This is a genomic window from Thermomonospora echinospora, assembly GCF_900108175.1.
In the GTDB taxonomy this organism is placed as follows: Bacteria; Actinomycetota; Actinomycetes; order Streptosporangiales; family Streptosporangiaceae; genus Thermomonospora; species Thermomonospora echinospora.
In genome coordinates this window covers 347,620-362,238 of sequence record NZ_FNVO01000002.1, presented here as the reverse complement: position 1 = coordinate 362,238, position 14,619 = coordinate 347,620, and the positions used below count along the sequence as shown (strand labels likewise).

The 14,619-nt window shown below is 72.4% G+C and carries 12 protein-coding genes; 6 read left to right on the top strand and 6 right to left on the bottom strand.

The features are described from left to right. Positions 1-455 precede the first annotated feature (455 nt). Entirely contained in the window at positions 456-1,931 is a 1,476-nt protein-coding gene (locus C4U03_RS05855; RefSeq protein ID WP_103936601.1) for a phytoene desaturase family protein, read from the top strand. A 217-nt stretch (positions 1,932-2,148) separates the two neighbouring features. Here C4U03_RS05855 and C4U03_RS05850 read toward each other — a convergent pair whose 3' ends face one another. Beyond that, positions 2,149-3,360 (bottom strand): helix-turn-helix domain-containing protein, encoded by a 1,212-nt coding sequence (locus C4U03_RS05850; RefSeq protein WP_103936600.1) that lies wholly within the window; start codon positions 3,358-3,360, stop codon positions 2,149-2,151. 280 nt (positions 3,361-3,640) lie between these two features. Between C4U03_RS05850 and C4U03_RS05845 the strand changes: the two genes are divergently transcribed. Then, positions 3,641-4,084, top strand: coding sequence for a helix-hairpin-helix domain-containing protein (locus C4U03_RS05845; RefSeq protein WP_103936599.1), 444 nt, complete (start codon positions 3,641-3,643; stop codon positions 4,082-4,084). 93 nt (positions 4,085-4,177) lie between these two features. Here C4U03_RS05845 and atpB read toward each other — a convergent pair whose 3' ends face one another. Then, positions 4,178-4,978, bottom strand: a complete 801-nt coding sequence (gene atpB, locus C4U03_RS05840; protein WP_103936598.1) for a F0F1 ATP synthase subunit A — start codon at positions 4,976-4,978, stop codon at positions 4,178-4,180. 10 nt (positions 4,979-4,988) lie between these two features. Then, complete coding sequence (locus tag C4U03_RS05835) at positions 4,989-5,741, bottom strand: maleylpyruvate isomerase family mycothiol-dependent enzyme (protein ID WP_103936597.1); 753 nt, start codon at positions 5,739-5,741, stop codon at positions 4,989-4,991. A 65-nt stretch (positions 5,742-5,806) separates the two neighbouring features. Between C4U03_RS05835 and C4U03_RS05830 the strand changes: the two genes are divergently transcribed. The 3 genes from C4U03_RS05830 to C4U03_RS05820 all read left to right on the top strand — a co-directional run bounded on the left by C4U03_RS05830 (position 5,807) and on the right by C4U03_RS05820 (position 8,543). Continuing rightward, a complete protein-coding gene (locus C4U03_RS05830) occupies positions 5,807-6,730 on the top strand; it encodes a MerR family transcriptional regulator (protein WP_200827073.1) in 924 nt (307 codons plus the stop codon). A gap of 248 nt (positions 6,731-6,978) precedes the next feature. Continuing rightward, on the top strand, positions 6,979-7,977 hold the full coding sequence (locus C4U03_RS05825; protein WP_200827072.1) for a sigma-70 family RNA polymerase sigma factor: 999 nt from the start codon (positions 6,979-6,981) through the stop codon (positions 7,975-7,977). Then, on the top strand, positions 7,974-8,543 hold the full coding sequence (locus tag C4U03_RS05820) for a TIGR03086 family metal-binding protein (protein ID WP_103936596.1): 570 nt from the start codon (positions 7,974-7,976) through the stop codon (positions 8,541-8,543). The genes C4U03_RS05825 and C4U03_RS05820 overlap by 4 nt, the downstream gene beginning before the upstream one ends. An 87-nt stretch (positions 8,544-8,630) precedes the next feature. Here the strand turns inward: C4U03_RS05820 and nrfD are convergent, their stop codons facing one another. Genes nrfD through fdh form a run of 3 tightly spaced genes read right to left on the bottom strand, consistent with a single transcriptional unit; the run spans position 8,631 to position 13,890 of the window. Further along, the gene (gene nrfD, locus C4U03_RS05815; protein WP_103936595.1) at positions 8,631-9,650 is read right to left on the bottom strand and encodes an NrfD/PsrC family molybdoenzyme membrane anchor subunit; all 1,020 of its coding nucleotides are present in this window, start codon (positions 9,648-9,650) and stop codon (positions 8,631-8,633) included. Further along, complete coding sequence (locus C4U03_RS05810) at positions 9,647-10,519, bottom strand: 4Fe-4S dicluster domain-containing protein (RefSeq protein ID WP_103936954.1); 873 nt, start codon at positions 10,517-10,519, stop codon at positions 9,647-9,649. The genes nrfD and C4U03_RS05810 overlap by 4 nt, the downstream gene beginning before the upstream one ends. A gap of 44 nt (positions 10,520-10,563) precedes the next feature. Next, positions 10,564-13,890, bottom strand: coding sequence for a formate dehydrogenase (gene fdh / locus C4U03_RS05805; protein ID WP_235017663.1), 3,327 nt, complete (start codon positions 13,888-13,890; stop codon positions 10,564-10,566). A 280-nt stretch (positions 13,891-14,170) separates the two neighbouring features. On the opposite strand from fdh, the gene C4U03_RS05795 reads away from it, so the two are divergent. After that, positions 14,171-14,590: a CBS domain-containing protein gene (locus tag C4U03_RS05795; protein WP_103936592.1), complete on the top strand. Its 420-nt coding sequence runs from the start codon at positions 14,171-14,173 to the stop codon at positions 14,588-14,590. Positions 14,591-14,619: the final 29 nt, after the last annotated feature.

Genomic DNA, 14,619 nt, shown 5'->3' with positions numbered 1-14,619 from the left:
ACGCGCTGTCCTTCTCTGCATCATGATCCTTTGGTTGATCGGCCCCGTTGCGGCATTTCTGGACAGCCGCGCACAAAACCCCGTGTCGGCCGACAGAGTACAGCCGCAAAAACCCTGGAATCGGGTAAATGGCCGTACTCATAAAAAGATCATGAAAGTGCGAATTTTTGGATTCTTATCGAAGCTTGTGCCGTGCAAGGGTGCGTTGGGGGATTTCGCCCGTGCGGTCCCGTGCGTCGGCGGGCTTTGATCGCCGTGGCCGGCGCGGACCGGCAACCGTTGATCATTCCGGCGAACGAGGTGCCCCGAGGGGGCGGGACGGCGACCCGGGAACGGCGAGCCGGTGCCGTACGCCAGGTGCGCCGATGGGGAGGCGAACGAGGTGCCGGCCGTTCAGCGCGGGCGGTCATGGGGTGCGGCGGACGCCGTCGCCCCGCCTGCGTGAGGATGGGGAGATGGTCGATGCGGTGGTGGTGGGCTCAGGACCCAACGGATTGTCGGCGGCGCTGGTGCTGGCGGCGGCGGGGCTCAAGGTGGAGGTGTACGAGGCGGCCCGGCGTCCCGGGGGCGGGGCGCGCACCGAGCAGCTCACGCTTCCGGAGTTCTGGCATGACGTGTGCTCGGCGGTCCACCCGATGGCGTTGGCGTCCCCGTTCTTCCGCGCGTTCGACCTGGGGCGGCACGGCGTCGAGCTGCTGCAGCCGCAGGTCGCCTACGCGCACCCGCTGGACGGCGGCCGGGCCGGGCTGGCGTGGGCCGACCTGGACAAGACGGCCGAGGGGCTGGGTGCGGACGGGGCGGCGTGGCGTTCGCTGTTCGGTCCGCTGGTGGAGCGGTGGCAGGGGATCGTCACCACCGCCATGTCCGACTACCGGCACCCGCCGCGTGACCCGATCGGTGTGGTGCGGCTGGGGCTGCGGCTGCTGGAGCAGTCGTCGCCGCTGTGGCGGGCCCGGTTCCGCGGCGACGTCGCGCCCGCGATGATGGCGGGGACGAGCGCCCACGCCATCGCGCCTGTGCATCGTCCCGCCGCGACGGGCGCCGGGCTGCTGCTGGGGACGCTGGCGCACGCGGTCGGCTGGCCCATCCCGCGCGGCGGCAGCGTGGCGATCGTGAACGCCATGACCCGGGCGCTGGAGGACCGCGGCGGCCGGATCATCACCAGGCACCAGGTCGAGTCGCTGGCGGAGCTGCCCCGGGCCCGCGCCTACCTGCTCGACACCGCCCCTGCCGGGCTGCTGCGGCTAGCCGGCGACCACCTGCCGGACGGGTACGCACGCGTCCTGCGGCGCTTCCGGTACGGTGGCGCGGTCTGCAAGGTGGACTTCGCGCTGGCGGGCCCGGTGCCGTGGGCCGCACCGGGCTGCGAATTGGCGGGCACCCTGCACCTGGTGGGCAGTGAACGGGAGGCGGCCATCGCCGAGCGCGAGGTCACCGCCGGACGGCACGCGTCCCGCCCCTACGTGCTCGCCTCCCAGCCCGGCGTGGTGGACGACAGCCGCGCGCCCCGGGACCACCACGTGCTGTGGACGTACGCGCACGTGCCCAACGGCTCGACACGGGACGTCTCGGACGCGGTGATCGCCCAGGTGGAGCGGTTCGCGCCGGGCTTTCGCGAGCTGATCCTGGCGAAGCGGGTGGTGACGGCCGCCGAACAGCCCGCCCACAACGCCAACTACGTCGGCGGCGACATCTCCGGCGGGGCCACCACGGCGTGGCAGATGCTCATGCGGCCCGTCCCGCGCTGGGACCCCTACCGGACACCGCTGCCGGGGGTGTACCTGTGCTCGTCGTCCACCCCGCCGGGACAGGGCGTACACGGCATGGCCGGACTGCACGCGGCGACACGGGTGCTACGGCAGCGCTTCGACATACGGGCCGACCCGCTGGAACTGGTGCGTTCACTGGACCACCGGGCACCGGCTCACTGATCGCCCTCAGCGCTCCGGCGTACGGGCCGGTCCGCCGGAGCTGGTGCGCTCACTGGGTGGGCGGCGGCTTACTGAGTGTCCGCAGCGTTTCAGTGCGCGGGCCGGTCCGCTGGATTGGTGTGTTCGCTGGACGGGTGGCGGCTTACTGAGTGTCCGCAGCGGTTCGACGTATGGACCCGCTGGGACTGGTGCGTTCGCCGGGTGGGTGGGCGGTGGCTCACTCGTCTTCGGCGGTTGTGCCGCCGAAGCGGACCCAGGTGTGCAGCAGGAGCAGCATCTCGATGCGGCGGTCGGGGTCGGACAGTGCGTCGCCGAACATCTCCTCCAGCCGGCGGATCCGGTAGCGGACGGTCTGCTCGTGGACGAGCAGCCGCTCGGCCGCGGCGACCGCGTTGTCGCGGTTCTCCATGTAGGTCAGCAGGGTGAGGGCCAGCGGCTCGCGGCGGTGCGGCGCCAGCTCCATCAGGGGGGCCAGCCGTTCGCCCAGGGCCACGTTGATGAGCTCCTCGCTCATGGCGGTGACCAGGGTGGGGATGTGGTCCAGGCAGCGGACCGGCGCCTTCTCGCAGATGACGCCGCGCTCCACCAGGCCGAGCGCGTGCCGCGCCCAGCGCAGCGACAGCGCGCCCCTGGTCAGCGGGACGGTCGGGCCGACGGCGGCGGCGCAGTCGCGGACCAGCGAGGCGATGACGCGGTCCTGGCCCGGCCCGTCGGGGTCGGGCACCACCAGGTACGGGGCGGGGCCGTGCCAGTCGGCCAGAATCGATGGCGGCATGACCGGTGGGGGATGCCCCAGCGGCGGGCGCACCGCCACCACGCCGATGGTGCGGGGCGGCTCCCAGCGGGCCGAGCGGGCCAGTTCGGCGACGGCCTCTCGGCTGGCGGGCGGGTCGACCACCAGCAGGTCGCGCAGTCGCCAGCGGGAACGCTCCCGCTCGGTGACCACCTGCTCCTGGGCGTCGGCGTAGCCCTGGGCGGCGGCCCCGGCGAGCTTCTCCAGGAACACGAACAGCGACTCGGTGATCTGCCCCAGCAGGTCCAGCGGCCAGTCCAGCCGCCGGGCGTCCTTGATGAAGCGGCGGCAGGCGACCTGCCCGCTCACCCGGATCGCCGTCTGCAGCCGGTCCAGGCTGCGCCCGTTGCCGGCCTCGTGGGCACCGATTCCGGCATAGATGCCGGTCAGTTCCGACCAGTCGAAATCGGCGGCGCCCATGGCGTCGACGAAATGGCGGACGGTCTCCTGTACGGCCCACTTCATCCGCCGGCCGTACCGGCTGTCCAGGGGCCGGGAGTACTCGGGCACCAGGGCTTGGATCTCCCGGACCATCTCCTCGGCCGCGGCCTCCAGGTGGGGGCGCAGCGGCGCGGCCAGCTCGGCGGGGATCCGCGCGAGCGGCCAATCGCCTGGTCCGGGGGCGGAGACACCCATGAGAACCTCCCAGGGCATGAGCCGCACGTGATGCGGATTGCGGGCCGCGTCCCAGAGTCCACACAACGGCCGACTCGAAAGTAAGCCCCTTCGGTGAGTCAGTCCATAAGGTTTTTGTGGGTTCTTACACAAGAAGTCGAGGCGGTCAATGTCGGATGTGGGCGCGCTCGCCCCGGGATTTCAAGGAGCGGAAATCGCTGCGGAGGCCATCGCCCGCGGTGGGCCGGCACGCGCCGTCGCGGCCGGTCGGCCGTCGTATGCGGCCGATAGATTGACCGCCATGGGCCAGACCAATGACGACGTGGCGGCGCTGCTGCTGGAGTACGCCGACCTGTTCGCGATGAACGGCGGGGACGGCATCCGGGTGCGCAGCTACAAGAAGGCCGCCGACTCGATCGCCGCCTACCGTGGCGACCTCACCGCGATCGACGTCCGTACCCTCCCGGACGTGGGGGAGGCCATCGCCAAGAAGGTCGAGGAGGCCCTCGACCGGGGCACCTTCCGCCAGTTGGAGGACCTGCGCGCGAAGATCCCCGGCGGGGCGCGCAGCCTGCTGGCGATCCCCGGCCTCGGCCCCAAACGCGCGCTGCACCTGCACACCGAGCTGGGCGTCGACTCCCCGCGGGCGCTCGCCGCGGCGATCGAGCAGGGCCGCCTCGACGGCCTGCGCGGCTACGGCCCCAAGACCAGGCAGGCCCTCCTGGACGGCATCGCCGCGCTGTGATCCGCGGAGCCCTCCCGCGCCCGGGCGCCCCGGCCGCGGGAGGAAGCGCTCAGCCACCGGACCGGTCACCGGTCCCGGCGGCGCCCGTCGGCCTCAGTGGTCGGGATGCAGTGCGGTGCCGATGTAGGAGGCGGCCAGCAGCGTGAAGATGTACGCCTGAAGGACCTGCACGAACATCTCGAACGCCGTCAGCACCACGGTCATCACCGCCCCGGCCAGGCCCACCCCGAGACCGGCCGCGCTCGGCCGCTCCAGCAGGAACCACCACGCCACGGTGGCGAAGAAGGCGATCAGCAGGTGCCCGGCGAACATGTTGGCGAACAACCGGATGGAGTGGGTCGCCGGGCGCAGCACCAGATGCTGCAGCAGTTCGATCGGGGCCAGCAGCAGGTACACCCACCAGGGCTGCCCCGGCGGGAACATCACGTTCTTGAAGTAGCCGAAGAAGCCCTGGTGCCGGACGCTCAGGGACAGGTAGAGCACGTACACCACGACGGCCAGCACCAGCGGCACCGCGAAGTGCGAGGTGACCGGGAACTGCAGGACCGGCACCACGCCCATCACGTTCATGACCAGGACGAAGGAGAACACCGACATCAGGAAGGGCATCCACCGCTCGGCGTCCTGCCGGCCGAGCATCGGCCGGGCGATCTGCTCGCGGACGAAGATGTAGACCAGTTCGCCCACGTTCTGCATCCCGCGCGGCACCAGCACCGGCCGGCGGAACGCCGCCCAGAAGAACCCGCAGACCAGACCCGCCGACAGCGCGATGATCAGCACCGGCTTGGTCAGCCACTCCAGCCAGCCGGGGCCGCCGGGCAGCAGCGGCCCCCACTCGAAGATCTCGGTCCCCGGCGCGGGCATCCTGCCGGGGGCGGCGAGGTGGACGTCCATCGTCGTCCTCTCAGAAGGCCGTGCGGGCCAGCCAGTGGTCCAGCAGTGCCGTATCGCCGGTGATCTCGACGTCGGCCTTCTCGGGGGGAAGCCGGCGGGAGAACACCAGCAGCAGTTCGGTCACGGTACCGCCGAGCGTGACGTCGGCCGGGCCGTCGCCGCGTTCCCAGCGCACCCCCTCGGGGGCACGGGTGATCATCCAGCCCGGCCGGACGGCCGGCTCGGCCGGGCGCAGCAGCAGCCGCTCACCCCGTCCCCGCAGCTCAGCAAGGGTGGGCCGGGCCTGTGCGGAGGTCGGGGCCGACAACAGTTCGAGCCCTTCGCTGATCGTGTCGGCGGCCAGTTCCGGCCGATACCCGACCTTCCGCCCGACGGCCGCCGTGGCGTCGGCCCGGTGCACCAGGGTGTCGTGCAGCATCCGCCGCACCCAGAAGGCCGCCGGTCGCGGCCCCAGGAACGTCCACACGACGGTACCGGCCCCGGTCCGGCGCACCGCGTCCACCAGCAACCCGGCGCCCTCCCGCAGCCAGTCCGGCCCCTGCGGTCTCTGCGTCTCCGGCGGCGGGGGCTCGGCGGAGCGGCGCTCCACCAGCGTGGCCCCCCAGCGGTGCGCGTTGCCGACGTGCTCGACCAGATCCCGCAGGCTCCACCCCGGACAGGTGGGCACCGGCAGATCGGGGTCGGCGTCCCGTACCGTCTCGGCGAGCGCCCCGGTCTCCTCCAGCAGCCCCGCCATGAGCTGTTCCACATCGAGCGAACCCATGGATATCGCCTCCCTTCGGACGCCCGTAACGTAAGAGCTCCACCCGGGTGGAGGTTCAAGTGGATGTGACCGACCGCACAACGCTCGGCATCGGGGAGCTGTCCCGGCTGACCGGGGTTCCGGTACGTACCATCCGCTTCTACTGCGACGAGGGCGTCCTGGAGGCCGAACGCAGCCATGGCGGGCACCGCCGCTTCGCCCCGGACGCGGTCGACCGGCTGCGGACCGTGCGCCGCCTGCGCGGGCTCGGCCTCGGCCTGTCCGCCATCGCGCTCGTTCTGACGGGGGAGCGGTCACTGGACGAGGCGGTCGCCGCCGAACGGGCCGCGCTGGACGTGGAACTGGCCGACCTCGCCTGGCGGCGCGCGTCGCTGCGGGCGGTGGAGGAGGCGGGTCCGGCCGAACGCGCGCTGCGGCTCGAACTGCTGTCGGCCGCGCAGCGCCCGGCCGCTCGCGACGCCCTGGTCGCCTTCTGGCGCGGAGTGGCGGTCGCGCCGCTGCCGTCCAGGCTGCGGGACGCCTTCGTTGACGTCTCCGTCCCGGAGCCGCCCGCCGATCCCACACCCGCCCAGGTGGTCGCCTACGCGCAGATGGTCGCCATCGCCGGGGACCGGTCGCTGACCCGGCGGCTCAGGAGGCGGGGACGGCAGAACGCCGAGGAGATCTCCGACGAGGGCGCGCTGATGATCGGGGTCGGCGAGGCGTGGCAGATGGCCGGCCCGGCCGTCGCCGCCGGCCACGACCCGGCACCCGGGCCGGCCCTGGAGCACTTCGTCCGGAGCCACGCCGTGGTGCGCGGCGCCAGGGACACCCCCGAGTTCCGGCGGCGGCTGCTGCGCGGCCTCCAGGAGGACCAGGACCCCAGGGTCGACCACTACTGGCGGCTGTACGGCGAGGTCACCGGGGACCGGGCGGCGCTCGGCACCGCCCATTCCTGGTTGCTTGAGGCGCTTCGAAGATTCCTGGCCGCTCAAAGCTCTCGCAGGTAGCGCCGCAGCGTCCGCTCGGTCTCGGCAGGGCGTCGGGGCGGCCCAGAGGGTCGGTCGCGCTCGGACGCCCAGGGCTCCCCTTCGGAGCGCTGGGTGCAGCGGGGCGGACGTTTCGTGTCGGCCGAGGGATCACCCACCACGGGAAATCGCCCGGCACGATGCCGCGGCGATGAGTTTCCGTTCCCCGCCCGGTCTGTACCGGTGATGACGGACGCCGTCTACAGTCGCGGGGAAAGGACAGGAAGGTCATGGCGATGGCACAGGCGCAGCCGGACACCGAGGACTTCGAGCGTCTCGCCGACCCGTTCCGGCGGGAGCTGATGGCGCACTGCTACCGGATGCTCGGCTCCGTCCACGACGCCGAGGACCTGGTGCAGGAGACCTACCTGCGCGCCTGGCGGGCCTACGACCGCTTCGAGGGCCGTTCCTCACTGCGTACCTGGCTGTACCGCATCGCCACCAGCGCCTGCCTGAGTGCGCTGGAGAGCAAGTCCAGGCGGCCGATGCCGACCGGGCTGGGCGCCCCCAGCGCCGACCCCGGCGACGACCTGGTGGAGCAGTCCGAGGTGCCCTGGCTGGAGCCCGTCCCGGACGCGCTGGTGGGGGCTGAGGGTACGGACCCGGCCGCCGTCGTCACCTCGAAGGAGAGCATCCGGCTGGCGTTCGTGGCCGCCCTGCAGCATCTGCCGCCCCGGCAGCGCGCCGTGCTGATCCTGCGGGACGTGCTCAAATGGCGGGCCGCCGAGGTCGCCGAGGCGGTCGGCACCAGCACCGCCGCCGTCAACAGCATCCTGCAGCGGGCCCGTGCCCAGTTGGAGCGGGCCAGGCCCAGCGAGGACGACGTGGCCGGGCCGCTGACGGCCGAGCAGCGCGCACTGCTCGACCGCTACGTCGAGGCGTTCGAGGCCAAGGACGTGCCCGCCATCGTGGCGCTGTTCACCGACGACGCGGTGTGGGAGATGCCGCCGTTCCCCGCCTGGTACCGCGGGCCCGCCGACATCGGCCGGCACCTGGCCGAGCGGTGCCCGGCCGGACCCGGCGACCTGCGGATCCTCCCGCTGGCCGCCAACGGGCAGCCCGCGCTGGCCAAGTACCTGCGCGACCCCGCCGACGGCATGTACCGGCCATTCAACCTCCAGGTGCTCACCCTCGCGGGCGACGGCATCAGCCATGCCGCGACCTTCCTCGACACCGGCCTGTTCCCCGTCTTCGGCCTGCCCGAGGCGCTGCCCGCGCGGTCGCGATGACCGGCGGCCTGGCCCTGCTCGAACGGGCGGTCAACTACACCCTGGGAAGCCTGCTCGCCGTCACGCCCCAGGCCATGTCGCGGCCCACCCCCTGCCGGGACTGGGACCTGCGGGCGCTGCTGGCGCACATGAACGACTCGCTGCTGGCCCTGTACGAGGCCGCCGACCTCGGCCGGGTGGACCTCGAAGCGCCCGCCGACCCCGGCGGCGACCCGGTGGCGGCGCTGCGCGCGAGTGCCTGCCGGCTGCTGGGCGCGTGGACGGGCACGGCGGGCGGCGGCAGTGTCGCCGTCGCCGACCTGCCGTTGGCCGCCGAGGTCGTGACGGCCGCCGGAGCCCTGGAGATCGCCGTGCACGGCTGGGACGTGGCCCGCGCCTGCGGGCTGGACCGGCCCATCCCGGACGCCCTGGCCGAGGAACTGCTGCCGTTGTCGGCCCTGCTGGTGACCGAGGTCGACCGGCCCGCCCGGTTCGCGGCGCCGGTCCCCGCCTCCCCTTCGGCCGCACCCGGCGACCGCCTGGTCGCCCGCCTCGGCCGCACCCCCGGCCCCATCGCCGTCCGGTGAAGGCACCGGAGATCAACCAGTAGTCGCCTGGTCGCCCGCCTTGGCCGCACCCCGGGCCTCGCCGCCGTTCGGTGAAGGCGCCAGAGGTCAGCCGGTGACCGCCCTGCTGCCTTCCCCGGCCCGTAGACGTTCGCGCTGCGGCAGGGAGGTGTACTTGGGGTCGCGGGCCGAGTCCATGCCCGCCTCGAAGACCCCGAAGCGGGTGGCGGCCGACGCGGTCAGCAGCGCCGTGCCCGCCAGGGCCGACAGCGCCCGGCTGCGATGGCCCAGGACGGCGGTGGCGATGCCCGCGACGGTCAGGGTCTCGGCGATCCGCATCAGGCGGCCGCCCCTGCCGGTGCGGTAGGGCTCGGCGACCATGCCGAGCCGCCGGTTCATGAGCCTGCTCGCGGTCAGCTCCGTGACGGCCCCGGCGCACGCCAGGAAACGGGCGGGCCAGGTCTCCCGCAGCGGTGCGGTGGCCAGGCCGAGACCCCCGGCGGCGACGGCGGCCGACCCGACGAACAGGAACGGCAGTTCCCGGTGGCCGTCGTGCCAGGCGGGCACGGCCGTGTCGGCGAACAGTACGGCCGTGTAGCCGGCCACCGCCGGGCCCGTCACCGCCGCGCCCAGGCCCGCCAGCAGTCCCAGCCGGGGAAGCCGGCCGGTGACGGTCGAGACCGCCGCCCCGCCCGCCAGCGGCCCGTAGACCGACAGCAGCCACGAGCCGACGCTCATCGGTGAGGAGGGCTTGGCGACGCGGAGCATGTTGACGAAGCGCGCGGGACGTCCCAGGTCGTGGACCAGCGCCACCACCGACAGGCCGATCGCGCCCACCGCCGCCACCTGGGCGTTGCGCGCCAGTGTGGGACGGCCGGTCAGCCCGGCCCCGGCGGCCAGCGCCGACGACGCTCCTGCCAGCCCGCCGAGGAAGAGGTAACCGGCGATGTCCAGGGGCTTCCACACCGGCGGTTTGATCACCGGCCTGCCGTAGTAGGAGGTGAACTCGGCCTTGGGGACCATGGGCTGCTCCCCGCGCCGCTCCCGGCGCCGCCTGCGGCCGGCGGCCACCCCGGTCAGAGCCTCCCGGTCACGCGGGTCCGAGTCGCGCGGGTCCGGGGCGGTCATCGCCGGCGTCCCGTCAGGCAGGCGAGGACGGCCGCGCCGAGCAGGCCCGCCGCCGCGGCGGCGGCATGACGCCACATCGAGGGAAGGTCCCGGGTCGTCACTATCGGGTCCGGCGGCAGCCCGTACACCTCCGGATCGTCCAGCAACAGGAAGAACGCGCCCGCACCGCCGACGCCGTCGGCCGGGTCGTGGCCGTAGAGGCGGGCGTCGGTGACACCGGCCTCGTGCAGGCGCTCCACCCGGCCGGCGGCGCGCTCACGAAGCTCGTCCAGCGGGCCGTACTGGATGGAGTCGGTGGGGCACGCCTTGGCGCAGGCGGGCTCCAGCCCGTCGCCGATCCGGTCGTAGCACAGCGTGCACTTCCAGGCCCTGCCGTCGCCCTTGCGCTGGTCGATCACCCCGTACGGGCAGGCGGGGATGCAGTAGCCGCAGCCGTTGCAGATGTCCTCCTGGACGACGACGGTGCCGAACTCGGTACGGAACAGCGACCCGGTGGGGCACACGTCCAGGCAGGCGGCGTGCGTGCAGTGCTTGCACACGTCGCTGGCCATCAGCCAGCGCAGGTCGCCCTCCTGGCCCGGGGCCGTCGGCGTCATCAGCGCCTGCTCTGGTGGCGTGGACGAACCCAGCGGGGCCATCTCCAGCACGTCCACGTCCGGATGCATGACGCCCGGATCCTGGAGCGCCAGGGGCTTGCGCTGCTCGATGAAGGCGACATGGCGCCAGGTGGAGGCGTTCAGGCTCCCGGTGTTGTCGTACGACATGCCGGTCAGGAGCAGGCCGTCCTCGGGGACCGCGTTCCACTCCTTGCACGCCACCTCGCACGCCTTGCAGCCGATGCACACCGAGGTGTCGGTGAAGAACCCCATGCGCGGCGGCGGATCCTCGTAGCCGGAGACTGCGGCGGGATCGGTCACATCTGTCTCCCGGTCTCCTCAGTGATCCCGGCGCGGCGCCGGTACTCGTTCACCAGCTCGCGCAGGGCCGGGCCGCGGGGGCGGCGGCCCGGACGGATGTCGCAGGTCAGCACCTTGGACTCCTGGATGTGGACGTTGGGGTCCAGGGCGATGTGGAGCAGCTCGTTGGCCGCGTCGCCGGTGCTGTAACCGTTGGGACCCCAGTGGTACGGCAGCCCGATCTGGTGGACGCGGCGGCCCTGCACGTCGAGCGGGGTCATCCGTTCCGTCACCAGCACCCGGGCCTCGATGGCGCTGCGGGCGCTGACGATGGTCGCCCAGCCCAGGTGCTCCAGGCCGCGCTCGCGGGCCAGCTCGGGGGAGACCTCACAGAAGAACTCCGGCTGAAGCTCCGACAGGTAGGGCAGCCACCGCGACATCCCGCCCGCCGTGTGGTGCTCGGTCAGCCGGTAGGTCGTGGCGAGGTAGGGGAACACCTCGGCGCCGGGCTCACCGTCGCTCGGGTGGAAGAAGTCCCCGCCCGGCTTCGGCATGTTGCGGACGGGATTGCGCTGCTGCCCGTACAGCGGGTTGGTGAACGGCGACTCCTGCGGCTCGTAGTGCGTCGGCAGCGGCCCGTCCACCAGGCCGACCGGGGCGTACAGCCACGCCTTGCCGTCGGACTGCATGACGAACGGGTCCTTGCCGGACAGCCCCTCCGGGCCGGTGGCGTCGGGATGGGGCTCGTAGTCGGGCGGCATGTGCTCGTCGAAGTCGGGCACGTCCGGGCCGACCCACTTGCGCCGCTCCGGATCCCACTCCAGGTACGCCTTGCGCTCGCTCCAGGGACGCCCCTCGGGGTCGGCGGACGCCCGGTTGTAGAGGATGCGGCGGTTGAGCGGCCACGCCCAGGCCCACTCGGCGGCCACCCAGTCCTGCTCGGTGTAGGGCTTGCGGCGGTCGGCCTGGTTGACGCCGTCGGCGTAGACCCCGCAGTAGATCCAGCAGCCGCAGGACGTGGAGCCGTCGTCCTTGAGCTGGGTGTAGCCCGACAGCGGATGCCCGTGGGCGTCGAAGCCGTTGATCTCGGCCAGCACCGCCTCGGCGTCGGGGTCGTCGTACCCGCCCTCGGTCGGGTAGTCCCAGGTGAGGTCCAGGACCGGACGGTCGCGTTCGATGCCGCGCCCGTCGGCGTCCAGCCCCATCCGGGCGCGGTGGGCGGGATCGGAGAGCTTGTCGCGGATCAGCCGGCCCAGATAGTAGGCGAACCACAGGTCGCTGCGGGTGTCCCCGCGCGGCTCGACCGCCTGCCGGTGCCACTGCAGCAGCCGCTGGGTGTTGGTGAAGCTGCCGGACTTCTCGGTGTGGGCGGCGGCGGGCAGGAAGAACACCTCGGTGCGGATGTCCTCGGTGCGCAGCTCGCCGGTCTCGATCTCCGGGCCGTCCTTCCACCAGGTGGCGGACTCGATCAGCGAGAAGTCCCGCACCACCAGCCAGTCGAGGTTGGCCATGCCGAACCTTTGCAGCCGGGCGTTGGCGGAACCGACCGCCGGGTTCTCGCCCAGCAGGAAGTAGCCCTTGCAGGTGCCCTCCACCTGGGCCTGCGCCGTCTGGTAGGTGCCGTGGTCGCCGGTCAGCCGGGGCAGGTAGTCGAAGCAGAAGTCGTTGTCGGCGGTCGCCGCGTCGCCCCACCACGCCTTCAGCAGGCTCACCACGTAGGCGCGCATGTTGCCCCAGTAGCCCTTGCGGGCGCCCTCGGCCTCGACGAAGGCGTCGAGGTCCTCGTTCTGGTGGGCGTGCGGCATGGGGATGTAGCCGGGCAGCAGGTTGTACAGGGTGGGGATGTCGGTCGAGCCCTGGATCGAGGCGTGGCCGCGCAGCGCCAGGATGCCGCCGCCGGGACGGCCGATGTTGCCCAGCAGGGCCTGCAGAATCGAGGCGGTGCGGATGTACTGCGCCCCCACCGTGTGCTGCGTCCACCCCACCGCGTAGGCGAACGAGGTGGTGCGGTCACGGCCGGAGTTCTCGGTGATCAGCTCGCACACCCGCAGGAACGTGTCGCGCGGGATGCCGCAGATCTCCTCGACCGTCTCCGGGGTGTAGCGGGCGAAGTGGCGCTTGAGGATCTGGAACACGCAACGGGGATGCTGCAGCGTCTCGTCGGTCTGGAGGCGCGCGCCCTCGGCGAGCGCCTCCGCCCCGCCGGAGCCGTGGACCTCGGGCCGTGCCGCCTCCTGGGCCTCGGCGTGGTCGACCTCTTGGGCCTCGGCGTGGTCGACCCTTTCCTCGTACTCCTGGTCCTGCTCGCCGGCCGCCGCGGGCACGTCGCCGCCCTCGTACCGCCAGTTGCTGAAGTCGTAGGCGCGGGCCTGCGGGTCCAGCCCGGAGAACACCCCGTCGAGGTCCTCGGTGTCCTTGAAGTTCTCGCAGATGATGGTGGACGCGTTGGTGTAGGCCAGCACGTACTCGCGGAAGTACTTCTCGTGGGTCAGGACGTAGTTGACGATGCCGCCGAGGAAGGCGATGTCGGTGCCCACCCGGATCGGCACGTGGACGTCGGCCAGCGCGCTGGTACGAGTGAAGCGCGGGTCGACGTGGATGACCGCCGCGCCCCGTGCCTTCGCGGCCATGACCCACTGGAACCCGACCGGATGGCACTCGGCCATGTTCGAGCCCTCAATGACGATGCAGTCGGAGTTCTGCAGGTCCTGCTGGAAGGTGGTGGCGCCGCCGCGCCCGAAGCTGGCCCCCAGACCGGGGACGGTGGAGGAGTGTCAAATACGCGCCTGGTTCTCGATCTGGATGGCGCCCAGCGCGGTGAACAGCTTCTTGAAGAGGTAGTTCTCCTCGTTGTCCAGGGTGGCCCCGCCGAGGCTGGCGAACCCCATGGTGCGGCGCAGCGGCCGGCCCTGGTCGTCCTCCCACTCCCAGCCGGTCAGCCGGGCGGCGATCACCCGGTCGGCGATCATGTCCATGGCGGTGTCGAGGTCGAGGTGCTCCCACTCGGTGCCGTGCGGACGGCGGTACAGCACCGTGTCCAGCCGGTTCGGTCCGGTGGTGAGCTGGAGGGTGGCCGAGCCCTTGGGACACAGCCGGCCCCGCGAGATCGGCGAGTCGGGGTCACCCTCGACCTGGGTGACCTTGCCGTCCCGGACGTACACGTTCTGGCCGCAGCCGACCGCGCAGTACGGGCAGATGGACTTGACGACCTTGTCGGCGTCGGCGACCCGGGGACGCAGCCGCTCGGTGCGTGCGCTACGGGCCGCGGCGCCCCGCCCGGTGCGGTCGGCGCCGGTGAGCTGCCGGTACACCGGCCACGAGCTCACCCAATCGCCGATTCCCACGCCGTCCCCCCTGGGCTGCCGGACATGATGTGCACCGCCCTACCCAGGCCGGCGAGACCTATGCACCCAACGCGCCGAACCCGACTTCCGCATCGGATGCGGGGACATGTCCGGAGGCATGGAACGGGCGGGACATGTCCGGAGACGTCGAACGGACGGGACGTGTCCGGAGACGTCGGATGGACGGGACATGTCCGGAGATGTCGAGCGGATGGGACATATCTCGGTCCTCCCCGGGTACGCGGGCCGCGACATCCCGATACGTGAGGAGGATCGACCGATGGCACGGAAGGTGAGCGAGGTCATGACCCCCGCCCCGGTCGCCGTACCTCCGCAGTGCTCGCTGGTGCAGGCCGCCGAGCAGATGCGCCGGCACGGGATCGGCGACGTGCTGGTGGCCGAGGACGACCGGCTGTGCGGGCTGGTGACCGACCGCGACATCGTGGTCCGCGCGGTGGCCGCCGGACGCGACATGGCCGCCACCCCGGTCTCCGAGGTGTGCAGCCCTGAACTGGTCACCCTCACCCCGGCCGACGACGCCGAGACGGCGGTGCGGCTGATGCGCGAGCACGCCGTCCGCCGGATCCCGGTGGTCGACGGCGACCGGCCGGTGGGCATGGTCTCCCTCGGGGACCTGGCCCTGGAACGCAACGAGCACTCCGTCCTGGCCGATATCAGCGCCCAGCCTCCGACGACCTGAGCCGGCCCGCGCGGCGACGGTGCCCGGAC